This window comes from Streptomyces sp. NPDC002730, from assembly GCF_042888805.1.
Classification (GTDB): domain Bacteria; phylum Actinomycetota; class Actinomycetes; order Streptomycetales; family Streptomycetaceae; genus Streptomyces.
This window is the reverse complement of the sequence record NZ_JBIAQG010000007.1, coordinates 393,959-417,231: the sequence shown is the minus strand read 5'-3', so window position 1 is coordinate 417,231 and position 23,273 is coordinate 393,959. Positions and strand designations below refer to the sequence as shown.

The 23,273-nt window shown below is 71.4% G+C and carries 21 protein-coding genes; 7 read left to right on the top strand and 14 right to left on the bottom strand.

The window, feature by feature from the left end; translation table 11 throughout:
* The 4 genes from ACFYXH_RS20605 (at position 1) to ACFYXH_RS20590 (ending at position 4,038) form a co-directional block, all read left to right on the top strand.
* Positions 1–1,050, top strand: a complete 1,050-nt coding sequence (locus ACFYXH_RS20605; RefSeq protein WP_362687426.1) for an ABC transporter permease — start codon at positions 1–3, stop codon at positions 1,048–1,050.
* Complete coding sequence (locus ACFYXH_RS20600; protein ID WP_389564680.1) at positions 1,047–1,967, top strand: ABC transporter permease; 921 nt, start codon at positions 1,047–1,049, stop codon at positions 1,965–1,967. Before ACFYXH_RS20605 ends, ACFYXH_RS20600 begins: the two co-directional genes overlap by 4 nt.
* Positions 1,913–2,947, top strand: a complete 1,035-nt coding sequence (locus ACFYXH_RS20595; protein WP_389564677.1) for an ABC transporter ATP-binding protein — start codon at positions 1,913–1,915, stop codon at positions 2,945–2,947. Before ACFYXH_RS20600 ends, ACFYXH_RS20595 begins: the two co-directional genes overlap by 55 nt.
* 89 nt (positions 2,948–3,036) lie before the next feature.
* Positions 3,037–4,038, top strand: coding sequence for an ABC transporter ATP-binding protein (locus tag ACFYXH_RS20590; RefSeq protein ID WP_389564792.1), 1,002 nt, complete (start codon positions 3,037–3,039; stop codon positions 4,036–4,038).
* Positions 4,039–4,065: 27 nt separating this feature from the next.
* On the opposite strand, the gene ACFYXH_RS20585 is transcribed toward ACFYXH_RS20590, so the two are convergent.
* The 10 genes from ACFYXH_RS20585 to rimP all read right to left on the bottom strand — a co-directional run bounded on the left by ACFYXH_RS20585 (position 4,066) and on the right by rimP (position 16,083).
* On the bottom strand, positions 4,066–5,010 hold the full coding sequence (locus ACFYXH_RS20585) for a bifunctional riboflavin kinase/FAD synthetase (protein ID WP_389564674.1): 945 nt from the start codon (positions 5,008–5,010) through the stop codon (positions 4,066–4,068).
* Between the two features lie 138 nt (positions 5,011–5,148).
* Positions 5,149–5,517 (bottom strand): hypothetical protein, encoded by a 369-nt coding sequence (locus tag ACFYXH_RS20580; protein WP_389564671.1) that lies wholly within the window; start codon positions 5,515–5,517, stop codon positions 5,149–5,151.
* A 171-nt stretch (positions 5,518–5,688) separates the two neighbouring features.
* Positions 5,689–8,784: a trypsin-like peptidase domain-containing protein gene (locus tag ACFYXH_RS20575; RefSeq protein ID WP_389564668.1), complete on the bottom strand. Its 3,096-nt coding sequence runs from the start codon at positions 8,782–8,784 to the stop codon at positions 5,689–5,691.
* A gap of 200 nt (positions 8,785–8,984) precedes the next feature.
* Positions 8,985–9,884 carry a tRNA pseudouridine(55) synthase TruB gene (truB, locus tag ACFYXH_RS20570; RefSeq protein WP_389564665.1) on the bottom strand — a complete coding sequence of 300 codons (900 nt, stop codon included), beginning with the start codon at positions 9,882–9,884 and terminating at the stop codon, positions 8,985–8,987.
* Entirely contained in the window at positions 9,881–10,336 is a 456-nt protein-coding gene (rbfA, locus tag ACFYXH_RS20565; protein WP_327326406.1) for a 30S ribosome-binding factor RbfA, read from the bottom strand. Before rbfA ends, truB begins: the two co-directional genes overlap by 4 nt.
* Positions 10,337–10,365: 29 nt before the next feature.
* Positions 10,366–10,659 carry a DUF503 domain-containing protein gene (locus ACFYXH_RS20560; RefSeq protein WP_327326405.1) on the bottom strand — a complete coding sequence of 98 codons (294 nt, stop codon included), beginning with the start codon at positions 10,657–10,659 and terminating at the stop codon, positions 10,366–10,368.
* A gap of 151 nt (positions 10,660–10,810) precedes the next feature.
* Positions 10,811–13,945, bottom strand: coding sequence for a translation initiation factor IF-2 (gene infB / locus ACFYXH_RS20555; RefSeq protein ID WP_389564661.1), 3,135 nt, complete (start codon positions 13,943–13,945; stop codon positions 10,811–10,813).
* Positions 13,946–14,093: 148 nt separating this feature from the next.
* On the bottom strand, positions 14,094–14,372 hold the full coding sequence (locus ACFYXH_RS20550; RefSeq protein WP_327326403.1) for a YlxR family protein: 279 nt from the start codon (positions 14,370–14,372) through the stop codon (positions 14,094–14,096).
* 152 nt (positions 14,373–14,524) lie between these two features.
* Complete coding sequence (gene nusA, locus ACFYXH_RS20545) at positions 14,525–15,574, bottom strand: transcription termination factor NusA (protein WP_385308179.1); 1,050 nt, start codon at positions 15,572–15,574, stop codon at positions 14,525–14,527.
* A 2-nt stretch (positions 15,575–15,576) separates the two neighbouring features.
* Positions 15,577–16,083 (bottom strand): ribosome maturation factor RimP, encoded by a 507-nt coding sequence (gene rimP / locus ACFYXH_RS20540; RefSeq protein WP_389564657.1) that lies wholly within the window; start codon positions 16,081–16,083, stop codon positions 15,577–15,579.
* Between the two features lie 154 nt (positions 16,084–16,237).
* Between rimP and ACFYXH_RS20535 the strand changes: the two genes are divergently transcribed.
* From ACFYXH_RS20535 to ACFYXH_RS20525, 3 genes are read left to right on the top strand one after another with little or no spacing between them, the layout of a single operon-like run.
* Entirely contained in the window at positions 16,238–16,726 is a 489-nt protein-coding gene (locus ACFYXH_RS20535; RefSeq protein WP_389564654.1) for a hypothetical protein, read from the top strand.
* Complete coding sequence (locus tag ACFYXH_RS20530) at positions 16,723–17,184, top strand: ferritin-like domain-containing protein (RefSeq protein ID WP_389564651.1); 462 nt, start codon at positions 16,723–16,725, stop codon at positions 17,182–17,184. Before ACFYXH_RS20535 ends, ACFYXH_RS20530 begins: the two co-directional genes overlap by 4 nt.
* A gap of 23 nt (positions 17,185–17,207) precedes the next feature.
* Entirely contained in the window at positions 17,208–18,104 is an 897-nt protein-coding gene (locus tag ACFYXH_RS20525) for an aminoglycoside phosphotransferase family protein (RefSeq protein ID WP_389564648.1), read from the top strand.
* Positions 18,105–18,630: 526 nt separating this feature from the next.
* Here the strand turns inward: ACFYXH_RS20525 and ACFYXH_RS20520 are convergent.
* From ACFYXH_RS20520 to ispG, 4 genes are all read right to left on the bottom strand, one after another.
* Complete coding sequence (locus tag ACFYXH_RS20520) at positions 18,631–20,325, bottom strand: proline--tRNA ligase (protein ID WP_389564644.1); 1,695 nt, start codon at positions 20,323–20,325, stop codon at positions 18,631–18,633.
* Between the two features lie 65 nt (positions 20,326–20,390).
* The gene (locus ACFYXH_RS20515) at positions 20,391–20,960 is read right to left on the bottom strand and encodes a GNAT family N-acetyltransferase (RefSeq protein WP_327326396.1); all 570 of its coding nucleotides are present in this window, start codon (positions 20,958–20,960) and stop codon (positions 20,391–20,393) included.
* A 30-nt stretch (positions 20,961–20,990) separates the two neighbouring features.
* On the bottom strand, positions 20,991–21,836 hold the full coding sequence (locus tag ACFYXH_RS20510) for a GNAT family N-acetyltransferase (protein ID WP_389564641.1): 846 nt from the start codon (positions 21,834–21,836) through the stop codon (positions 20,991–20,993).
* A 122-nt stretch (positions 21,837–21,958) separates the two neighbouring features.
* Entirely contained in the window at positions 21,959–23,113 is a 1,155-nt protein-coding gene (ispG, locus tag ACFYXH_RS20505) for a flavodoxin-dependent (E)-4-hydroxy-3-methylbut-2-enyl-diphosphate synthase (protein WP_389564638.1), read from the bottom strand.
* Positions 23,114–23,273 lie beyond the last annotated feature (160 nt).

Below are 23,273 nucleotides of genomic sequence, written 5' to 3'. Positions count from 1 at the left end.
ATGAGCACTACGAGCACGACAAGCACCACCGCTGTGGCGCGGGTCCCCGAGGCCCGCGCCGCGAGCGGCAACGTACGCGCCTATCTCCTCTATGTGGCGGGCAAGCTGGGTGGCGCGGCGATCTCGCTGCTCGCGGTGCTCGTCACCAGCTTCTTCCTCTTCCGGATCATCCCGGGCGACCCGGTGAAGGCCATGACCCATGGCATGCCGACGTCCGCCGAGCAACTGGCGACCCTGCGCCGCCAGTTCGGTCTCGACCAGCCGATGTGGCAGCAGTTCACCGACTACTGCGCCAAGGCGCTGACGGGCGATCTCGGTACGTCGTACCAGTTCCACGCGCCCGTCGGCGAGCTGATCACACAGAAGGTGCCGGCGACGCTCCTGCTCACCGGTGCCGCCGTGATGATCTACTCGGCGCTCGGGCTCTGGCTCGGCACCCGCTCCGCGTGGCGCCACGGCAGCCTCGGCGACAAGCTCAACACCGGTGTGGCGCTCACCTTGTGGTCCGTGCCGGCCTTCTGGCTCGGCCTGCTGCTGATCATCACCTTCTCGGTGGGCGTCGGTCCGGTCCCCGGAATGTTCCCGACCGGCGGCATGGAGTCCGGTGACAGGACCGGCTTCGCGTACGTCACCGATGTCGCGCACCACATGGTGCTGCCGGTCACCACCCTGGTCGCTGTCGGATACGCCCAGACGCTGTTGGTGACACGGTCCTCGCTGCTGGACGAGATGGGCAGCGACTATCTGACGACGGCCCGGGCGAAGGGGCTGCGGGACGATGTCGTACGCCGCCGGCATGCCGTCCCGAACGCGCTGCTGCCCACCGTCACCATGGTCTTCATCAACCTCGGCCATGTGGCGGCCGGTTCGATCCTCGTCGAGACGGTCTTCTCCTGGCCGGGCCTGGGCGGGCTCTTCTACCAGGCGCTGAGCGTGCCCGATCTGCCGCTTGTCCAGGGCCTCTTCGTGGTCTTCGCCGGCGCGATGATCCTGATGAACCTGTTCGCCGACCTGCTCTATCCACTGCTCGATCCCCGGGTGGGCCGATGACGACGACCCCGGTCACCAAGACCACACAGACCGCGTCCTCGCTCTCCTGGGCGCGCCGCCGCGACTCGGTGGCGCGTTTCTGGCGCTCGTACCGCACCCACCGGACGGGACTCTTCGGCCTCGGCGCGCTGGCACTCATCGCGGTGGTGGCGCTGGCCGCTCCGCTGCTCGTCGGCGCCGATGTGCAGAGCGTGACGAACGCACCGGGGACGGCGCTGGAGCGGCCGAGCGGTGAATTCCCCCTGGGCACCGACCAGTTCGGGCGTTCACTGCTCGGGCTGCTGGTGTGGGGAGCGAGGATCTCGCTCACCGTGGGACTGCTGGCGGCCACCCTGTCGGTGGCCATCGGCACCCTCGTCGGCATCATCGCCGGTCACTACGGCGGCTGGTTCTCGACCGTCCTGATGCGGATCACGGACTGGTTCCTGGTGATGCCGACGCTGGTGCTGGCGATCGTGCTGGCGACCGTGATGTCCCGGAGCGTGTGGACGGTCGTCATCGCGATCGGCGTGACCAGCTGGCCGACGACGGCACGGCTGGTGCGCGCACAGACCATCGCGGTCGAGTCCCGCCCGTACATCGAACGCGCGAGGGCGCTCGGCGGCGGACACGGCCACATCATGAGCCGTCATGTGCTGCCCAATGTGATGCCGCTGGTCCTCGCCCAGACGACGCTCGGTATCTCGAGCGCGATCCTGACCGAGGCGACGCTCGCGTTCCTCGGCCTCGGTGATCCGACGATCGTCTCCTGGGGCGGCATGCTCCAGGACGCGCGGGAGGCGGGCGCGGTCTCGTCGGGCCACTGGTGGTATCTGGCGCCGCCCGGTATCGCCATCGCGCTGGTGGCGCTCGCCTTCACGCTGTGCGGGCGCGCGATCGAGTCTGTGCTCAACCCGAAGCTGGGGGTGGCTCGTTGAGCCTGCTCGAGGTCAGGAACCTGCATGTGACGTACGGCTCCGGGGCGCGGGCGGTGCCCGCCGTACGCGGCGTCGACCTCAGCCTGGAGGCCGGCCGGAAGCTGGGCATCGCGGGCGAGTCGGGCTGCGGCAAGTCGACGCTCGCCCTGGCCCTGCTCCGGCTGCTGCCCGCATCCGCCGGGCTGACCGGCGAGATCCTGCTCGACGGGGAAGACGTCCTCACCATGAAGTGGGGGCGGCTTCGGGCCGTGCGGTGGGCGGGCGCGTCGATCGTCTTCCAGGGCGCTATGCACTCGCTCAACGCGGTGCACCGGATCGGCGACCAGATCGCCGAGCCGATCCTGCTGCACCGGAGGGCGACCCCGGCAGCGGCGAAGAAGCGTGTCGCCGAACTCCTCCACCAGGTGGGCCTGCCCGCCGCCCGCGCTGACGCCTATCCGCACGAGCTGTCCGGCGGCCAGCGCCAGCGCGTCATGATCGCGATGTCTCTCGCCTGCGACCCCCAGCTCATCGTGGCGGACGAGCCGACCACGGCGCTGGATGTGATGATCCAGGCGCAGATCCTGCGGCTGATCGAGCAGCTGGTCGCCGAGCAGGACATCAGCCTGCTGATGATCAGCCACGATCTGGCGGTGCTCGCCGACACCTGCGACCGGCTGGCGGTGATGTACGCGGGCCGGGTCGTGGAGGAGGGCCCGGCGCAGAGGGTGTACGGCGCGGCGGAGCATCCGTACGGACAGGCCCTGTCCGCGGCCTTCCCACGCATCGGCGATCCCGCGTCGCGCCGGGCGCCGCGCGGCCTGCCCGGCGATCCGCCGGACCCGTCGGCGCTGCCGGGCGGCTGTGCGTTCCACCCGCGCTGCCCGGTCGCGCTGGACGCGTGCGCGGAGGAGGACCAGGTGCTGGCCACGACGGGGGACGGGCATCGGGCGGCGTGCGTGCGCGTGGGCGCCGCGGCGGGAGCGGAGGAGCGGCTGTGACATCGCCCGAGCTGCCGAAGTCACCAGACCTGCCGAACTCGCCCGAGCTGCCGTACTCGCCCGACCCCCAGCGCCGTCAGGAGCCAGTCGTGATCACCACTCCCCTGCTCTCGGCCGCCGGTCTGAACGTCACGTTTCCCGGGCGGCGCGGCGGTCCTTCTGCCCGTGCCGTCGACGGCGTCGACCTGGACATCGGCGCGGGCGAGATCGTCGCGCTGGTCGGCGAGTCCGGCTGCGGCAAGACGACGCTGGCACGCTCGCTGCTCGGCCTGGTGCCACCCACGTCGGGGCGGGTCACCTTCGGCGGCAAGCCGCTCGACTACGGCTCACGCGCGCTCAAGACCTACCGCAAGCGCGTCCAGCTGGTGCTCCAGGATCCGAGCGGCTCCCTCAACCCACGGCACACCGTGTACGACGCGGTGGCCGAGGGCCTGCGGATCCACGGGTACGCCGGGGACGAGCGCGAGGCCGTCGCCGAGGCGCTCTCCCGGGCCGGGCTGCGGCCTCCCGAGCGCTTCTTCCTGCGGTACCCGCACGAGCTCTCCGGTGGCCAGCGCCAGCGCGTCGTCATCGCCGGCGCGCTGGTTCTGCAGCCCGAGCTGATCGTCGCCGACGAGCCGGTGGCCTCACTGGACGCGTCCGTACGCGGCGAGATCCTGGCGCTGCTGCTGCGCCTGCGGGACGACCTGGGTCTGTCCGCACTGGTGGTGACCCATGACCTGGGCCTCGCGTGGAACATCGCGGACCGGGTCGCGGTGATGTACCTGGGCCGGATCGTGGAGTCGGGCTCGGTCGAGGACGTACTGACGAACCCTCAACACCCGTACACACAGGCCCTGCTGTCGGTACTGCCGGAATCGGACGGTGCGCCTGTGGTGCTGACGGGCGAGCCGCCGGACCCGTCCCGGATCCCGCCCGGCTGCCGTTTCCACGCGCGCTGCCAGGTGCTGGCGTCGGGCGAGGCGGAGCGGGCAGGGGTCGCGGACAGCTGCCGTACGAAGGACCTTCCGGTACTGGCGAGTGCCGCGGGCGCCCAGGTGGCCTGTCACTGGGCAGGGCGGGACTGGAAACTGTCCGGTGGTCCGGGGTAAGGGCCCCGGGTCACCGGACAGGAGTCCTCAGGCGACGCCGATGATCTCGCGGCAGCGCTTCACGTCATCGGCGATCGCCTCGAGCAGCGCCTCGATCGAGTCGAACTTCTCCTGGCCCCGCACATACGCCAGGAAGTCCACCGCCACATGCAGCCCGTACAGATCAAGACCCACGCGGTCGATGGCGTACGCCTCCACCGTTCGCTCCGTGCCGTCGAACTGCGGGTTCGTGCCCACCGAGATCGCCGCCGGCATCCGCTCGCCGTCCGCCGTCAGCCACCCCGCGTACACCCCGTCCGCCGGGATCGCCGTATGCGGCAGCGTCTCCACATTCGCCGTCGGGTAGCCCAGCTCGCGGCCGCGCTGCGCGCCGCGCACCACCACGCCCTCGACGCGGTGCGGGCGGCCGAGGATCTCGGCGGTGCCCTCGACGTCGCCTTCCGCGACGAGGCGGCGCGTAAGGGTCGAGGAGAACGGCTCGCCGCCGCCGGCCTCGCCGCTCACAAACAGGTCGACGACCTCGACCTCGTAGTCGTACGTCGCGCCGAGCTCGGCCAGGTACGCGACATTCCCGGCCGCCTTGTGGCCGAAGCGGAAGTTCGGCCCCTCGATGACCGTGCACGCGTGGAGCTTGTCGACCAGCACCTTCACGATGAAGTCGGCCGGCGACAGCTTCGAGAACTCGGTGGTGAAGGGGAGGATCAGCACCGCGTCGACGCCGAGCTCCGCCATCAGCTCGGCCCGCCGGTGGTGCGGTGCGAGCAGCGGCGGGTGGCTGCCGGGCCGTACGACCTCGCTCGGGTGCGGGTCGAAGGTGACGACGACCGACTGCACGCCGAGCTCGCGCGCCCGCTCCACTGCCCGCCCGATGATCAGCTGGTGCCCACGGTGCACGCCGTCGTAGGAGCCGATGGTGACGACGCTGCGTCCCCAGTCCTGGGGGATGTCCTCCAAGCCACGCCAGCGCTGCACTGTGACCGCTCCTCGCCCGAACCTGTGTACGTGATTGCCGATTACGCAGGTCTAAGACTGCCATGCCCGTCGCTGTCGGTTCGCATCGGCACCGGACTGCCGAGCCTCTCGACTGTCGGGGACCTCGCGGGCCGGCTCTCACCAGCGGCCGGTCGTAGCAGGTCGCGCCCTCGGGGGTACGGACGAGGAGCAGGCCGGTCCGGTACACAAGCTCGCGGGTGTGCACGCTCGTACTCCTCCAGCAGTACGTCGAGGGAGCTCGGCCCGCAGCAACCGCGAGGCGGGGCTGCCGGACGCGACGAGTGCGGGCGCGAGCGCTCCGCGCAGCAGGCCGGTGACCAGCGGGAACAGTACGGCGCGGGCGGCCGGGCCCTGATTGAGGCGTCGGTCGACGTACGCGGCGGCCTGTGCCGCGCCGTCGGGCCGGTGGTCGATGTACTCACCGACCAGCGCGGCGGCACGGCGGGCGAGAGCCGGAATGCTGACCTCCGCGAGGGCATGCAGCACATCGGGGACGCCCTCGCCCGGGTGGTGGCAGCCTGGCCTGGAAGGCGGCGAGGACGGGTTCGGGGTGAGTGGTGAGCGCGGCGCGGCCACGAGTGCGCTCGCGGGCAGCCCGGGTCGCCGCCGCGGAATGCCGCGAGCGCCTTGTCGAGATACCTGGCGCGGTTTCCCGGATCAAGGACGAGGAGCGGTGGCCAGTCCGTATGCGGCGGCCGCGGCGCGGCGCTCGGGCCGCGGGTCGTGGGCCCAGCGGTCGAGGGTCCGGCACAGGACGGACGGCTCCTCTTCCACGAGCACGGCGAGGAGCTCGTCGGCGCGCGGGTGGGCGGTGGCGACGAGGGCCTCGGCGAGGTCGTCGGGTGCGAGGCCCCGGCAGGCATACAGCAGCGCCTGCGCGGCGACGGCGACAGTGGGCCGTATGCCGGCGTTCGGGCCCGAGGGCAGCGGTGTCCCGTCGGTGAACCAGCGGCACAGCAGCGGCTGTACGACGACGGGGTCCGCGGTGAGCCGCGCGGCGACGGCATCGAGGTAACGGCGCCCGGTCCGGCCCCCGGGCACTCCGTCGGCGGGCACCAGCCGCCGCAACAAATCGATCCGCTCCTCCTCGGTCACCCTCAACCGCTCCCAGAACCAGGGCCCGAACTCGCCAAGTGAACCGAGGTGTTGGGGACCGCCTTCGCGTACGGAACGCTGGGTGATCCGCTCGGCGAGCAGCCGCAGAGTGGGGAGATACGTCCCGGCGTCGGGCACCCGCAACAGGACCTCCCCAAGGAGATGGGCACCCCACCACTGAGCGTCGTCGAGCTTCTGCGCGCCTGCTTCGGCCGCGGAACCCGCTGCCCACGGGCAGCCGGGTTCGGGACCGCCTGCCGGGGCACCACCGGGGCCGGGTGCGGCCCCGCCCACCGGAGCATCACAGGGCTCAGCCCGAGTCCCCGGCACGGCCGGACCGCCGGTCGCACCACTGCCCGCTCCGGCTCCGGAGACCGGCGCCCACGGGCAGCCGGGGGCGTGCCCACCTGCCAGGGCACCACCGGGCTCAGCCCAACCGCCGGCAGCAGCCCCGCACGCCTCGCACGCCTCGCGCACGGAGCACGCTCCCCCAAGACCGCCCGTTACGCCCCCGCCTGGCCGGGCACCACCCGCCTCGGCCGCAGGCGACCGTGGGCAGCCGCAGGCGTGCCCGGGGCCCGGCACCTCGTCGGCCGGCACCACCCCGACGCACTCTCCCCGCGTCGGCTCCAGGTGGTCCAGTGCGTCGATCAACTCCTCCAGCCTGCGTGCCAGTTCCGGCGGGCCGCCCTCCCTGCCCAGAAGCAGCAGGGCCTGGACCACCGGGCCGATGCGGTGGCGGGGGACCGGGAGGGCGCGGAGGCAGCGCTCGTGCGAGCCCGGGGGCGGGGGGACGTGGGCGCCTGGGCCGTTCGTCCCCGGTCGCCACGGCAGGCTCACCGGCGCCCGCGCGTGCCAGCGGTGGACCAGCGAGTGGAGCGCCGCGTCGAGGTCCAGGTGCGCACCCTGGAGCCAGTCCGCGAGTTCCTCGTGCCCGAAGCGGTAGCCCTCGCCCGCCGGGACCAACAGGCCCTCGGCGAGGACCGCGGAGGCCCAGCCCGTACGCCACGGAAAGATCTCCTCGAAGGACTCGCGGTCCAGCTCCCCCTGTCCGGGGCCGAGGCAGCGCCGCGCCGCCTCATGGACCTGGCCCGTCACCCTCGCCGCCAGTCGGCGGACCGCGGTACCGCGCAGCGGCGGGCGGGACGCCGCGGCGACACGGACCGCGATCCGCAGGCACATCAGGTCCAGATGGGCGGTGAAGACGTCCTCGCGGCCGAGCCGCCCCGGTACGTCACCGAGCCGCCCCGGTGCGTCATCGGACCGCCCCGGTACCTCGCCGGGCAGCGCCTCCCGCACCTCCGCGAGCAGCCGCAGCGCGAGCGGGTGCCGCTCGTCCGCGGCGGCGATCGCTCCGGCCGGGAGCCCGTACCGCTCACGCGCGCGCTCCGCCTCACCCGCGGACAGGTCGCCGATCCGCAGCGCGGGCGGCAGCCGGTGCGCGGGTACGGCCGGCCGGTGCAGCGCCTCCGGCGGATAGAGCGCGCAGGCCTGCTCCCAGTGCTCGGGACGGCAGCCGACGACCAACCGCACACCGGAGGAGCTCAGCCAACTCACCGTCCCCGCTGTCCAGTCGGGCAGCCGATGGGCCAGTACGGGCGGCATCTCCTCGGGCCCGTCCAGCAGGACGAGCAGTGGCCGCCCGGCCTCGCGGGCCAGCCGCGCCACCCGGTCCGGGGTGACGAGCTCCATGTCCCCGCGCGCTCCCGACGCGGCGAGGATGCGTCCTGCCTGCCGGATGGCGCGGGCGACCGCGTCGGCGACGGAGGTGTCGTCGGCGTGCAGATCGGCGCCGCGCAGCCACACGGTGGGCGCCGGTTCCGTACCGCGGGAGCGGCGGGCGGCGAGCGCGGAGAGTTCGGTCGTACGGCCTGTCCCGGGATCGCCGACCAGGCCCATGACCAGCCCGGTGAAGGACGCGAACTCCCTTACGCTGTCGGGTCGTTCAACGGGATCGGGCCAGACGCTCGGCCCGCCGGCCGACCCCGTGGACGTCGCGGTGAGCTCCAGCACGCCGGCCAGGTTGAGGTCGTGCCCGTACCCGGGAACGGTCGCCGCATTGCGCCGCAACAGTTCGGCGAGCGGCCCGTCCGACCGGAAGCCCGGGGCCCGCAGCGGCAGCGCGAACCCCGCCGCCCGGTGCCCCGCCTGCAGCGCGGTGCCAAGGACGCCCAGCACCGCACCTGTCATGGCGTCCAGCACCGGCCCCCCGACGGCTTCGCCACCCAGCCGCAGGGCATCTCTGCCGTCCGTCCCGATCGCCAACTCCATCGCGTCGCCGACCAGATGGAGGCGATCGGTCGCGATGTACGTCACCTGCGCCGCACCGAGCACTCGCGCCTCCCGCCAGCCATGGGCCGCGAGCCGTACATACGTCCCCGTCTCGACCCGCTCCCGCGTGCTGATCGGCAGCGGCCGTACCCCGAGCCCCTCGGTGCGTACCAGTGCCAGACCGGCCTTGGGCAGGAGAACGACTGCGTCGGCCTCGGCGAGGCAGGTACGCCCGCCGGGCGCGTGCAGCACGACCCGGACCAGCCCGTCGACCGCCTCATGACTGGTCACGACCGTGCCCCGGTCGTCGGCGACGAACCCGGTCCCGCGCGGCCGCCCCGCCGGATCGCAGATACGTACCAGCGTCGCCAGGTCCCCGCGTCCCATGCTGTCGACGTTAGGTCGGCAGTGATCAGCGGGAGAAGGACGCGTACCGAAAGCGCCCCCGAATACACCCGCGGTTCACTCCGAGCGCCCGCCCGATGGGGTGAATCCGGGGGCCGCGGTGGATAGACACCTTCGGAGGGGGATCGTGGAACGGGCAGCGGCCCTGCCCGTTCCACGGTGCGGCCACAGGCCGCGCGAGCTCAGCCGAAGACGGCGAGGCTCTTGGCCTTGCCCTTCTGCTCCTCCACCAGCACCAGGAAGCGCCCGTCGGGTCCGAAGACCGCCACCGGCGCGGTGTCGTACGCCGGCATGTCCAGCCGTACGCCGTTGGTCAGGAGCTTCGCCCGCTTCTCGTCCACGTCCCAGCGCGGGAACGCGGCCGCGGCGGCCTCGGCGATCGGCATCACCGTCAGCTCCTCCTGGAGCTGGTCGAGCGTCTTCGCCGCATCGAGTCCGTACGGACCGACCCGAGTGCGCCGCAGCGCCGTCAGATGCCCGCCGACGCCCAGATCGCCGCCGAGATCACGGGCGAGGGCGCGGATGTACGTACCGGACGAGCAGACCACCGAGACGACCAGGTCCACGACCGGCGTCCCGTCCTCGGCAACGGCCTCCCGGACGTCGTACACCTGGAACGACGAAACGGTCACCGGGCGGGCCGGGATCTCGAAATCCTCGCCGCCGCGGACGCGGGCGTACGACCGCTTTCCGTCGATCTTGATGGCGCTGACCTTCGACGGAACCTGCATGATCGCGCCGGTCAGCCTGGCGACGCCCGCGTCGATGCCCTCCCGGGTGACCGCGGACGCATCGGCCGAGGAGGTGATCTCACCCTCCGCGTCGTCCGTGACGGTGTTCTGCCCCAGCCTGATGGTGCCGAGGTACTCCTTCTCGGTGAGTGCGAGATGGCCGAGAAGCTTGGTGGCCTTTTCCACGCCCAGCACCAGTACACCGGTGGCCATGGGGTCGAGCGTCCCCGCGTGTCCGACGCGGCGGGTCCTGGCGATCCCGCGCATCTTGGCGACGACGTCGTGCGAAGTGAAGCCGGACGGCTTGTCAACGATGACAAGGCCGTCCGGCGTCTTGTTCTGCTGTGTCATTCGGAGGCTTCGTCCCCGTCTGCGTCCTCGTCCTCCGGCTTGCGGTACGGGTCCGCATCGCCGGCGTACTTGGCGCCCGAGGACACCTCACGCACCTTGGCGTCGGAGGCACGCGCCTTGTCGAGCAGGTCCTCGATCGTCTTGGCGTTCTCCGGGAGGGCGTCCGCCACGAACGTCAGGGTCGGCGTGAACTTCGTCCCCGCCGCCGCTCCGACCGCCGAGCGCAGAACGCCCTTGGCGCTCGCCAGCCCGGCTGCCGCACTCGCCCGGTCCTCGTCGTCGCCGTACACCGTGTAGAAGACCGTGGCCTCCCGCAGGTCGCCGGTGACACGGGTGTCCGTGATGGTCACGTGCGTACCCAGGCGCGGGTCCTTGATGCCGCGCTGCAGCTTCTCGGCGACCACCTCCCGGATGAGGTCTGCCAGCTTCTTCGCCCGCGCGTTGTCGGCCACTGGTCCTTCTCCTTCTTTGCCTTGCTCAATCAGTCTTCGTCGCTGTGGAGCCTGCGTCGAACCGACAGCAGCTCCACCTCCGGCCGGGCGGCGACAAGGCGCTCGCACCGGTCGAGTACATCTGTGAGGTGCCCCGTGTCCCCGGACACCGCGGCCAGGCCGATCTCGGCCCGGCGGTGAAGATCCTGACCGCCCACTTCCGCCGCGCTCACCGCGTATTTCCGCTGGAGCTCGGCAACGATCGGGCGGATCACGGAGCGTTTCTCCTTCAACGAACGTACGTCGCCGAGGAGCAGATCGAAGGACAGTGTCCCCACATACATGTATGTCCGGATGTCCCGCCGGTACGGGTTAGAGGGCCCTGCCCGCTCTTGGCAGGGACACAAGAACCGTACACGGAACGGCCGGGGCCGATCGACGGAAATACTCTCCGCCGACCGGCCCCGGACCGGATGCCGTGCGTCAGCTCTTGCGTCAGCCGCGCGGCTTCTCGCGCATCTCGTACGTCGCGATGACGTCGTCGATCTTGATGTCGTTGAAGTTTCCGAGGTTGATACCGCCCTCGAAGCCTTCGCGAATCTCGGTGACGTCGTCCTTGAAGCGGCGCAGACCCTGGATGTTGAGGTCCTCCGCGATGACCTTGCCGTCGCGGACGAGGCGCGCCTTGGTGTTGCGCTTGACCTCGCCGGAGCGGATGAGAACACCCGCGATGTTGCCCAGCTTGGACGAGCGGAAGATCTCGCGGATCTCCGCCGTACCGAGCTCGACCTCTTCGTACTCCGGCTTGAGCATGCCCTTGAGGGCCGCCTCGATCTCCTCGATGGCCTGGTAGATCACCGAGTAGTACCGGACGTCGACGCCTTCGCGCTCCGCCATCTGCTGGGCACGCCCGGCAGCGCGGACGTTGAAGCCGATGACGATGGCGTCGGAGCCCATCGCCAGGTCGATGTCCGACTCGGTGACCGCACCCACGCCGCGGTGCAGCACGCGGATGTCGACCTCTTCGCCGACGTCGAGCTGGAGCAGCGAGGACTCGAGAGCCTCCACCGAACCGGACGCGTCGCCCTTGATGATGATGTTGAGGTCCTGCACCAGGCCGGCCTTGAGCACCTTGTCGAGGTCCTCGAGGGACACCCGGCGGGTGCGCTTGGCGAACGCGGCGTTGCGCTCACGGGCGGCGCGCTTCTCGGCGATCTGACGGGCCGTACGGTCCTCGTCGACCACCAGGAAGTTGTCGCCCGCGCCCGGGACGTTGGTGAGACCGAGGACGAGGACCGGGGTCGACGGACCCGCCTCTTCCACGTTCTCGCCCTTGTCGTCGAGCATCGCGCGGACTCGGCCGTACGCGTCACCGGCAACCATCGTGTCGCCGACGCGCAGCGTGCCTCGCTGGACCAGGACGGTCGCGACGGCACCGCGGCCGCGGTCGAGGTGGGCCTCGATCGCAATACCCTGCGCGTCCTGCTCCGCGTTGGCGCGCAGGTCGAGCGAGGCGTCCGCGGTGAGGACCACGGCCTCCAGCAGGCTCTCGATGTTGAGGCCCTGCTTGGCGGAGATGTCGACGAACATCGTGTCGCCGCCGTACTCCTCGGCCACCAGACCGAACTCGGTGAGCTGACCGCGCACCTTGGTCGGGTCGGCACCCTCGACGTCGATCTTGTTGACCGCGACCACGATCGGCACGTCGGCCGCCTTGGCGTGGTTCAGCGCCTCGATCGTCTGCGGCATCACACCGTCGTTCGCCGCCACCACGAGGATCGCGATGTCGGTGGACTTCGCACCACGCGCACGCATGGCGGTGAACGCCTCGTGACCCGGGGTGTCGATGAAGGTGATGGCGCGCTCTTCACCGTTGACCTCGGTGGCGACCTGGTACGCACCGATGTGCTGCGTAATTCCGCCGGCCTCGCCCGCAACGACGTTCGTCTTGCGGATCGCGTCCAGCAGTCGGGTCTTACCGTGGTCGACGTGACCCATGACGGTCACGACCGGCGGACGGGAGACGAGCATTTCCTCGCCGCCCTCGTCCTCGCCGAACTCGATGTCGAAGGACTCGAGAAGCTCGCGGTCCTCCTCCTCCGGGCTGACGATCTGGACGGTGTAGTTCATCTCCGTCGCCAGCATCTCCAACGTGTCGTCGGAGACGGACTGGGTCGCGGTGACCATTTCGCCGAGGTTCATCATCACGGCGACGAGCGACGCCGGGTTGGCGTTGATCTTCTCCGCGAAGTCGGTGAGGGACGCACCGCGCGACAGGCGAATGGCTTCGCCGTTGCCGCGAGGCAGCATCACACCGCCGACCGACGGGGCCTGCATGGCCTCGTACTCCTGGCGCCTCTGCCGCTTCGACTTACGGCCACGACGCGCCGGGCCGCCGGGACGGCCGAAGGCGCCCTGCGTGCCACCACGGCCGCCGGGACCACCCGGACGTCCGCCGAAGCCGGGACGGCCACCGCCGCCACCGAAACCGCCGCCGCCACCGGGGCCACCGCCACCGGGACGACCGGCGAAACCGCCGCCGCCACCGGGACGACCGCCACCGCCACCGCCGCCGGGACGACCGGCGAAACCGCCGCCGCCACCGGGACGACCGGCACCGGCGCCGCCGGGACGACCGCCGCCGCCACCGGGACCGCGACCGCCGCCACCGGGGCCGCCACCAGGACGGGGACCGGCAGCAGGACGCTGCGGCATCATGCCGGGGTTCGGACGGTTACCACCGGGGGCACCGCCAGGACGCGGAGCGCCGCCCTGCGGGCGGGGCATGCCGCCCGGGCTCGGACGGGCGCCGCCCTGACCCTGCGGACGGGGAGCGCCGCCGGGACCACCCTGCGGACGCGGGGCACCGGGACGGTCCTGACCGCCGCCGGGGCGCGGAGCGCCACCCGGACGGGGCGCCTGCGGGCGCGCCATGCCGGTGGAGCCACCAGAGGTGAAGGGGTTGTTGCCCGGACGGGGACCCGCCGGACGGTTGCCGCCGGGACGCGGGGCGCCCTGACCGGCGGGACGCGCCGGACGATCGCCACCACGGCCACCGTCACGGCCGCCGTCGCGCTGACCGCCGGCCGGAGCCGGACGGGCGGAGCCACCGGCAGGACGAGGCCCGGGGGTGGCACCCGCGGGACGCGAGGGGGCCTGCGGCGCTGCGGGCTGGGCCGGAGCCGGGGCCGAGAACTCGGCCGCGGGCACCGGAGCCGCCGGAGCGGGCTTGGCCGGTGCAGGCTTGGGACCCGGACGCGGACCCGGAGAGGCCGGGGCGGCGGACGGGGTGCTGGGGGTGCTGGGGGTGCTGCTCGCCGGAACCTCGGCTGCGGCCGGCTTGGGGGCCGGGGCGCCGGGCTTGGGGGCAGCGGGACGGGCCGACGACGCCTGGGAGGGCGCGCCGGGCTTGGCGGGCGCGGCCTTACGAGGCGCGCCGGGCTTCGCAGCGGACTTGCCGGCGTTGCCGCCGGGCCCCTGCAGTGCGTCAGTCAACTTGCGTACAACCGGCGCCTCGATCGTCGAGGACGCCGAACGGACGAATTCACCGAGTTCTTGGAGCTTGGCCATGACGACCTTGCTCTCAACCCCGAACTCCTTGGCGAGTTCGTATACCCGGACCTTAGCCACTTCGCTCCTTTTAGGTCCGGGTTACCGCCGGACCGTCGCTACTTCATGGGCGTACTCATCGCGTACTCATCGAGTGCTCATCGCAATCTCGACCTACTTCCAACTCGCGAGGTACCTGACCGCACGGGGTTCCGTGCCGTACTTCTTCTTACGGTGCTGCCTGCTCGACATACCGGCGTACATCCGCGGTATCGAGCGGTCCCTTGGCCCTGAAGGCCCGTGGGAACGCTCGGCGGCGGACCGCCAGGTCGAGACAGACCAAGGCGGGGTGTACATACGCACCCCGGCCGGGCAGCGTACCGCGATCATCGGGGACGCAGGCGTCTCCGGTCATCACGATGCGCAGCAGATCGCTCTTGGCCGCTCGCTCCCGGCATCCCACACAGGTTCGCTCAGGGCATACGCGGGCATGCGTCCGGCCAGACACGTCTAAGTCTACCTCCCCGGACCGACCTCACCCCTTTGGGGCAAAAATCGAACGGTTGTTGTCTTGATCCAGGTGACATCCCGCCGTCAGCGCAACGGGATCCCGCCCGCCCCGACGGTCCGGGGGTGTCCCCCGGGAGGACACAGCATTCCTCAGCCCTGGTCGGAGCCCCGGTGCCGGTCGGAGCCCCGGTCGGAGTCCCGGTCCGGACCCTGGTCGTCGCTCTGCTCCGTGTCGGGGCGGATGTCGATACGCCAGCCGGTGAGACGGGCGGCCAGACGGGCGTTCTGCCCCTCCTTGCCGATCGCCAGCGACAGCTGGTAGTCGGGGACGGTCACCCGTGCGGAACGCGCGCCCATGTCGACGACCTCGACCTTGCTGACGCGGGCCGGCGAGAGGGCGTTGGCCACCATCTCTGCCGGGTCGTCCGACCAGTCCACGATGTCGATCTTCTCGCCGTGCAGCTCGGCCATGACATTGCGCACGCGGCCGCCCATCGGGCCGATGCACGCGCCCTTGGCGTTCAGGCCCGAGCGGGTCGAGCGAACGGCGATCTTGGTGCGGTGGCCGGCTTCGCGGGCGATTGCCGCGATCTCGACCGAGCCGTCCGCGATCTCCGGGACCTCGAGTGCGAAGAGCTTCTTCACCAGGTTCGGGTGAGTGCGGGACAGGGTCACGGACGGGCCGCGCACACCCTTGGCGACCCGGACGACGTACGTACGCAGCCGCAGACCGTGGGTGTACTCCTCGCCCGGCACCTGCTCCTGCACCGGCAGGATCGCCTCGAGCTTGTCGTCCAGCCTCACCAGGACGTTCTTCGGGTCCTTGCCCTGCTGCACCATGCCGGCGACGACATCGCCCTCACGGCGGGCGTACTCACCGAAGGTGACGTCGTTCTCGGCGTCCCGCAGCCGCTGCTGGATGACCTGGCGGGCGGTGGTCGCGGCGATACGGCCGAAGTCGGAGGGGGTGTCGTCGAACTCCTTGGCCTCCTGCCCCTCTTCGAGGTCGGCCGCGTCCTCCTTCGCCCACACCGTCACATGGCCGGTGTCCCGGCTGAGCACGACGCGCGCGTGGCGTCGGCTGCCCTCGGTGCGGTGGTACGCGATGAGGAGGGCCGACTCGATCGCCTCGACCAGCAGGTCGAAGGGGATCTCCTTCTCTTGTGCCAAGCCCTTCAGGAGCTTTACGTCGATGTCCACGGCTACGCCTCCTCTTCCTTCTTGTCCTTGCGGTTGAACTCGATCTCCACCCGTGCCTTGGCGATGTCCGCGAAGGTGACACGGCGGGCGGTGGGCTTGCGCCCCTTCACGCCCGGGACTTCGAGGTCGAGTCCCTCGTCGTCCACGGTGAGGATGCGGGCCACCAGCTCTTCGGCCGTTCCGCCAACGTGCAACTGGAGCTTCACCAGTCGGCCGACGGCGCGTACGTAGTGGCGGTGCTGGGTCAGGGGGCGGTCGGCGCCCGGCGAGCTCACTTCGAGGACGTACTCGCCCTCGCCCATCGCGTCCGTCTCGTCCAGCTTCTCGGAGATCGCGCGGCTCAGCTCGGCACAGGCGTCCAGCTCCACGCCCTCGTCGGAGTCCACGATGATCCTCAGCATGCGGCGCCTGCCCGCCCGGGACACCTCGATCTCTTCCAGATCCAGGTCCGCGGCGCTGACGAGCGGTTCCAGCAGCCCGCGCAGCCTCTCGCTCTGGGTGGTGCTCATCCGGGTGACTCCTCGGCCGCGTGTGCTGTTGTGGGATCGTCTCGTGTCAGATCAAAGGGTATCCGGTCCCGGGGGGTGTTGCCGTCCACCTGCGCCGGACCCGCAGGTACGCTCGCCTGCGGCGATGATCACTGCGGGCCCGAGGGAGAGACACGTGGGGCGCACGGGCACAACACGGAGGCGTGCGCTCATCCTGACGGGGGCAGCGGCGACCGCACTGTTGACGGGCTGTTCGACGGATGAGCCCGAGGGACTGCGTACGGCGGGCTCGGCGCCCGATCCGGCGCGCGCGGAGGCGGCACTGCGGCGCAGGCTCGCCGCTACGAGCGGCGCGCTGCGTGACCAGTACGACGCCGTCATCAGGCAACATCCAGCGCTGACCGGGCAGTTGACCGCTCTGCGGGCGGCGGTCGCCGAGCATGTGACGGCGCTCGGGGGGACGACGCGGGTGGCACCACCGGTGCCGGTTCCGGCCGATGCCGGGGCCGCGGTCAAGGCACTGGCCGCGGCTGAGCGCCGTACCTCCGACGCTCACACGGCCGCCCTTGTCGATGCGGAGCCCGAGCTGGCCCGGCTGCTCGCCTCGGTCGCGGCGGCCGGCGCCGCGCATGCGTATCTGCTGACGAAGGGTGGCGCGCGATGAGCACGCCGGACGCGCCGGAGGCCGTACAGGCCACGCTGGAGGCCGTACAGGCCGCGCTCGCCGCGGAGCATGCGGCGGTGTACGGGTACGGGGTCGTCGGCGGCCGGATCGGCGACGACCGGGAGGACGAGGCCCAGGCCGCGTACGCCGCGCACCGGGCCCAGCGGGACGCGCTGGTGCGCACCGTGCGCGATCTGGGCGGGGCGCCGGCTGCGGCGGCCCCTGCGTACGCGCTGCCCTTCCCGGTGCCGGACGCGGCCTCGGCGGTGCGCCTCGCCGCGGTGCTCGAGGACCGGGTCGCGGGTGTCTACTCCGATCTCGTACGGGCCGCGGAAGGGCCGCTGCGGCGGGAGGCCGCGGGCTCGCTGCGCGAGGCGGCCGTCCGTGCGGTGCGCTGGCGCGGCAGCGGCGTAGCCTTTCCTGGGCTCGCCGAGCGGAGTGGGCGTCCAGCGCGCTGAAGCGGAAAGGGAACAACGGACGTATGGCTTTCGAACCGCCGCAGCGGCTCGTCCGGGCACTCGGTGAGACCTACGGGGACACGGCCGCGGACGACTGGCTCGGGCAGCTGCCCAAGACCGTCCAGGAGTCGGTGGACCGGTGGGAGCTGGACGTCGAGCGGATGGTGGCGCCGGGCGGCAGGAGCAGTCTGGTCGTCCTCGTACGACAGCCCGACGGTACGGCCGCCGCGCTCAAGGCCGCCCCGTCCTTCGCCGCGCCGGCACTGGAGCGGGCGGCGCTGGAGCACTGGGACGGCTGGGGCGCGGTGCGGCTGCTCGCGTCGTCGGAGGACGCGCTGCTGCTGGAGCGGCTGCATCCGGAGGTGTCCCTGCGGTCGCTGCCGGAGGCGAAGGCGTTGCTGGAGGCGGCGGGGACGGTGCGGCGCCTGTGGGTCGAGCCGCCGGCGGACCATGGCTTCGAGACGGTGGCGGAGCGGACGGCGCGGCAGGCGGACGCGGTGCGTGCGTTCGCGGATCCGGCGGCGGCTTCAGTGGTCGCCGCGGCGCTTGACGCGCGCGACGAGCTCACGGACCTGTCGCCCGAACTCCTGCTGCTGCACGGCAACTTCCGCCAGGGCAAGGTCCTCGCGGGCGACCGCACGCCGTGGCTCTCGGTCGGCCCGGAGCCGCTGGTGGGTGAACGCGCCTACGACCTGGCGCGCCTGGTCCGCGACCGGGTCGAGGACCTGATCGCGGCATCGTCCGGTGCGTCTGCGGCCCGCCGCCGGGTGAACAAGCTGGCGGACTCGCTGGAGGTGGACCGGGAACGCCTGCGCGGCTGGACGTTGTTCCGGGCGGTGGAGTCGGGCACGCGGGCGATTGCGGCGGGGCGGCGCGGGGAGGGCGAACTGGCGCTGGAGTTCGCGGGCTGGCTGTTGTAGCCCGCGGGTCCCGTCGGTGCACCGGCTCCGGGGCGCGGGCCGGGGCCGCCTGCGGCGCGCTGTCCCCTACCCGCCCCTTCCCGAAACTGTGCCCCCGGGCCCCCTGGGGGGAGGGACACGTGGGGGCTGACGCCCCCACACCCCAGGGACGCCGGCTTCGCGGCGCAGGGGGCTCGGCCCCAACAGCCCAGGGATCCAGCCCCGCAGCACGGGCGCTCAGGCCCCACATCCGCAGGACGCCATCCTCACGGCGTGGAGGCCAGGCCCCACATCCGCAGGGCGCCAGCCCCGCAGCGTGGACGCTCAGGCCCACACCCCAGGGATCCCAGCCCCACAGCACGGGGGGCTCGGGCCCCAACAGCCCAGAGATGCCAGCCTCGCGGCGTGGGCGCTCAAGGCCCTACACCCCAGAGACGCCAACCTCCTGGCGTGGGGGCCTCAGGGCCCACACCCGAGGAACCCAGCCCCGCGGCACGGGCGCTCAGGCCCCCACGGCCGCCTCGCGGCGCAAGGTGCGATCCCAGGGTCAGGCGCTGAGGCGCGTGATCGCCTCGGCGACCGTCAGTTCTTCGCGCTCGCCCGTGCGGCGGTCCTTCAGTTCCACCACGCCCTCGGCCGAGCGGCGGCCCGCCACCAGGATCTTCGGGACGCCGATCAGTTCCGCGTCCGTGAACTTCACGCCCGGCGAGACTCCGGGGCGCTCGTCGACCAGCACGCGCAGGCCCACCGCGGACAGCTTCTCCGCGACCTCGAGCGCCAGCTCCGTCTGGAGTGCCTTGCCCGCCGCCACCACGTGGACGTCCGCCGGGGCGATCTCACGCGGCCAGCACAGGCCCTTGTCGTCAGCCGTCTGCTCGGCCAGGGCAGCCACCGCGCGGGAGACGCCGATGCCGTACGAGCCCATCGTCACCCTGACCGGCTTGCCGTTCTGGCCCAGGACGTCGAGCTGGAAGGCGTCCGCGAACTTGCGGCCCAGCTGGAAGATGTGGCCGATCTCGATCGCGCGGTCGAGCTTGAGGCCCGTGCCGCACTTCGGGCAGGGGTCGCCGTCCTGGACCACGACCACGTCGAGGTAGTCGTCCACCTCGAAGTCGCGGCCGCAGACGACGTTCTTCGCGTGCGTGTCCGGCTTGTTCGCGCCGGTCACCCAGGCCGTGCCGGGCGCGATGCGCGGGTCGGCGATGTAGCGGACCTTGCCGAGGCCCTGCGGGCCGACATAGCCGCGTACGAGATCGGGGCGGTCCACGAAGTCCTCCGCGGTGACCAGCTCGACCTCCGCCGGGGCCAGGTGCTCCCCGAGCTTGCCGAGGTCCACCTCACGGTCACCGGGGACACCGACCGCGACGATCTCACCGTCCACCTTGACCAGCAGGTTCTTCAGGGTCGCCGAGGCCGGGACGCCAAGGTGCGCGGCGAGGGTCTCGATGGTGGGGGTGTCGGGGGTGTCCAGTTCCTCGACGGGCCCGTGGGATGTGGCGTCCACCGCGGCCGCGGTGAAGGTCACGGCCTCCGTGTTGGCCGCGTACTCACAGGCCGGGCAGTCCACGAAGGTGTCCTCGCCGGCCGGGGCAGGGGCCAGGAACTCCTCGGACGCCGAGCCACCCATCGCGCCCGAGACCGCCGAGACGATGCGGTGGTCGAGGCCGAGGCGCTCGAAGATCCGGATGTACGCGTCGCGGTGCAGCTGGTACGACTCGACGAGACCCTCGTCGGTGGTGTCGAAGGAGTACGAGTCCTTCATCTGGAACTCGCGGCCGCGCAGCACACCCGCGCGCGGACGGGCCTCGTCGCGGTACTTCGTCTGGATCTGGTAGAGGATCACCGGCAGGTCCTTGTAGGACGAGCACTGGTCCTTGACGACCTGGGTGAAGATCTCTTCGTGCGTGGGGCCGAGAAGGTAGTCGGCGCCCTTGCGGTCCTTGAGGCGGAAGAGCAGGTCGCCGTACTCCTCGTAGCGCCCGCTCGCGTCGTACGCCTCCTTGGGCAGCAGCGCGGGCAGCAGCACTTCCTGGCCGCCGATGGCGTCCATCTCCTCGCGGACGACGCGGGTGATGTTCTCCAGCACCTTCTTGCCGAGCGGCAGCCAGCTCCAGATGCCGGCGGACGTACGGCGCACATAGCCGGCGCGCACGAGCAGCTTGTGGTTGAGCGTCTCGGCGTCCGCCGGGTCGTCGCGCAGTGTCTTGACCATCAGACGGGACATGCGCTGGACCTGGGCCATGGTGAACTCCTGCTCGGAACGTGTGATGAGCAGGAGGTTAGCCGGGGGGCACCGGCAGGCGGAAATCAGTTCCCGCGCAGCAGCGGCAGCGGGGCGCCCATCACGGCGTACGGACTGGGTGCGCTGGGGAAAACGACCTGCCGCGCGAGGTCCTGGTAGCCGAGCGCTCGGTACAGCCCGCGGGCCGGGCTCTCGATGTCGATCGCGGAGAGGATGGAGCGCGGCTGCTCGACACTGTCGGTGATCGTGGTGATCAGCGAGCGGCCGATGCCCCGGCCCTGGAAGCCGGGGTGGACATGGAGTTCGGTGATCACGAACGAGTCGTCGAGCCAGCCGTCGGAGCCGGTGCTGCGCAGATACGGCTCGACGACGGTGGACCACCAGTGCGTGCGGTCGTTGGGCATGCCGTAGACGAAGCCCACAAGGCTGCCCGACTTCGTCAGCGCACCGAGGGCACGGGCCCCCGGGTGCAGGAGATGCCGGTAGACGATATGACGGCGCACCTCGATCTCGTCGTCGGTGAGCCCGAAGGCGAGGGCCTGCACCGCGAGGGCTTCGTCGATCCGCGCGGCGAGATTGACCGGCCCGACCACAACGCTGGGGGTCTGGGGTCCGCCTCCTGAAAGTGCAGCCATGCGCGAAACCCTACTTCCCGCTGCGCGCAGTCAGAACAGCACGCTCATGAAGGCGCCGACCTCGCGGAAGCCGACCCGCAGGTACGCCGCCCTGGCCGCGGTGTTGTAGTCGTTCACGTACAGGCTGACGACCGGTGCGACGTCCTGCAGGGCATAGCGCAGCACGGCCGCCATGCCCGTCTCGGACAGCCCGCGGCCGCGGAACTCCGGTGCGACCCAGACGCCTTGGATCTGGCAGGCCTGGCTGGTGGCCGCGCCGATCTCGGCCTTGAAGACGACCTTGCCGTCGTCGATACGGGCGAACGACCGCCCCGCGCCGACGAGTTCGGCCACGCGCGCCTGGTAGAGCAGTCCGCCGTCACCGGCCATCGGCGAGATGCCGACCTCCTCGGTGAACATCGCCACACACGCCGGCATGATCACCTCTATCTCGTCCTTGCGGATGCGGCGGACGTACGGATCGGCCTCGATGTCGCCGGGCGGCTGCTCGGTGACCATGAGCGGCTGCTGGGCGCGTACGTCCCTGGCCGGGCCCCAGCTGGGCTCGAGCAGCCGCCACAGCTCGGTGGTGGGCTCGGCCGGGCCGACGATGGAGGAGCAGCGGCGACCGGTCCTGCGGGCCCGGTCGGCAAAGGCGCGTACGGCTTCGGGGGTGGCGCAGATCGGCACGAGATTGGCGCCGGAGTAGCAGAGCGAGCGCAGCTGCCCGCCCGCGTACCAGCCCCACATCTCGCCGCCGAGGCGCCAGGGGTCGAGCCCGGCAACCTGGACGCGGGACGTGACGAAAGCATTCGCTACGGGCTCGCTCTCGAGGATGGCGAGCGCTGCGCCGAGGTCGCTGGGTTCGAGGACCCGGGTGGTGGTCTGCGTCAACACGAGGGGGCCTCACCATACGGTCTGCTGATCTCCGCACTGTACCTGGCAGGTCTGCGGGGTGCCGAGCTCAGCACAAGGCCCCGCCGCGCGCCAGGGGGCGTGGCGGGGCCGGTACGGATATGTCAGCTGATGGAGACCTCGGGCTCGCCGGACGCGATGCCGTCCTTCTCCATCTGCTCGGCGATCTTCAGGGCCTCTTCGATGAGGGTCTCGACGATCTTCGACTCGGGGACGGTCTTGATGACCTCGCCCTTGACGAAGATCTGGCCCTTGCCGTTTCCGGAGGCGACGCCGAGGTCGGCCTCGCGGGCCTCGCCGGGGCCGTTGACGACGCAGCCCATGACGGCGACGCGCAGCGGCACCTCCATGCCCTCCAGACCGGCGCTGACCTGGTCGGCGAGCTTGTAGACGTCGACCTGGGCGCGGCCGCAGGAGGGGCAGGAGACGATCTCCAGCCGGCGCTGCTTGAGGTTGAGCGACTCCAGGATCTGGATGCCGACCTTGACCTCTTCGGCGGGCGGTGCGGAGAGCGAGACCCGGATGGTGTCGCCGATGCCCTCGCTGAGCAGGGCGCCGAAGGCGACGGCGGACTTGATGGTGCCCTGGAACGCGGGGCCTGCCTCGGTGACGCCGAGGTGGAGGGGGTAGTCGCACTGGGCGGCGAGCTGCCGGTAGGCGTTGACCATCACGACCGGGTCGTTGTGCTTGACCGAGATCTTGATGTCGCGGAAGCCGTGCTCCTCGAAGAGGGACGCCTCCCACAGCGCGGACTCGACGAGCGCCTCAGGGGTCGCCTTGCCGTACTTGGCGAGGAGCCGGGCATCGAGCGATCCGGCGTTGACTCCGATACGGATCGGGGTGCCGGTCTCGTTGGCCGCGCGCGCGATCTCCTTGACCTTGTCGTCGAACTGCTTGATGTTGCCCGGGTTGACCCGGACGGCCGCGCAGCCGGCGTCGATCGCAGCGAAGACATACTTCGGCTGGAAGTGGATGTCCGCGATCACCGGAATCTGCGACTTGCGCGCGATGGTGGCCAGCGCGTCCGCGTCGTCCTGGGTCGGGCAGGCGACTCGTACGATCTGGCAGCCGGACGCGGTCAGTTCGGCGATCTGCTGCAGCGTCGCGCCGATGTCGGAGGTGCGCGTGGTCGTCATCGACTGCACCGATACGGGGGCGTCCCCGCCGACGGCCACGGTGCCGACCTGGATCTTGCGGCTGACCCTCCGGTCGGCGAGCTTGGTCGGAACGGACGGCATTCCGAGCGAAATTGCAGTCATCTGCTGTGCAACCCCAAGGTGTGGATCGAGGTCCCGAGATCGGCGGGCTCCAGCCTCCGAGATTACGGCACTGAGGTTGGGCCCAGCACATCGCTGCCCGAAGTCCACTCAAAGGTGAGCGGCCGGACACAAAGGGTGTCCGGCCGCCACGAAAGGGACT

What these genes read in the sequence shown, in the direction of transcription:
- ACFYXH_RS20605 (WP_362687426.1), top strand. Translation starts at nt 1, where the DNA reads ATGAGCACTACGAGCACGACAAGCACCACCGCTGTGGCGCGGGTCCCC.
- ACFYXH_RS20600 (WP_389564680.1), top strand. Translation starts at nt 1,047, where the DNA reads ATGACGACGACCCCGGTCACCAAGACCACACAGACCGCGTCCTCGCTC.
- ACFYXH_RS20575 (WP_389564668.1), bottom strand. Translation starts at nt 8,784, where the DNA reads ATGGGACGCGGGGACCTGGCGACGCTGGTACGTATCTGCGATCCGGCG.
- truB (WP_389564665.1), bottom strand. Translation starts at nt 9,884, where the DNA reads ATGACACAGCAGAACAAGACGCCGGACGGCCTTGTCATCGTTGACAAG.
- ACFYXH_RS20560 (WP_327326405.1), bottom strand. Translation starts at nt 10,659, where the DNA reads ATGTATGTGGGGACACTGTCCTTCGATCTGCTCCTCGGCGACGTACGT.
- rimP (WP_389564657.1), bottom strand. Translation starts at nt 16,083, where the DNA reads ATGAGCACCACCCAGAGCGAGAGGCTGCGCGGGCTGCTGGAACCGCTC.
- ACFYXH_RS20530 (WP_389564651.1), top strand. Translation starts at nt 16,723, where the DNA reads ATGAGCACGCCGGACGCGCCGGAGGCCGTACAGGCCACGCTGGAGGCC.
- ACFYXH_RS20525 (WP_389564648.1), top strand. Translation starts at nt 17,208, where the DNA reads ATGGCTTTCGAACCGCCGCAGCGGCTCGTCCGGGCACTCGGTGAGACC.
- ACFYXH_RS20520 (WP_389564644.1), bottom strand. Translation starts at nt 20,325, where the DNA reads ATGGCCCAGGTCCAGCGCATGTCCCGTCTGATGGTCAAGACACTGCGC.
- ACFYXH_RS20515 (WP_327326396.1), bottom strand. Translation starts at nt 20,960, where the DNA reads ATGGCTGCACTTTCAGGAGGCGGACCCCAGACCCCCAGCGTTGTGGTC.
- ispG (WP_389564638.1), bottom strand. Translation starts at nt 23,113, where the DNA reads ATGACTGCAATTTCGCTCGGAATGCCGTCCGTTCCGACCAAGCTCGCC.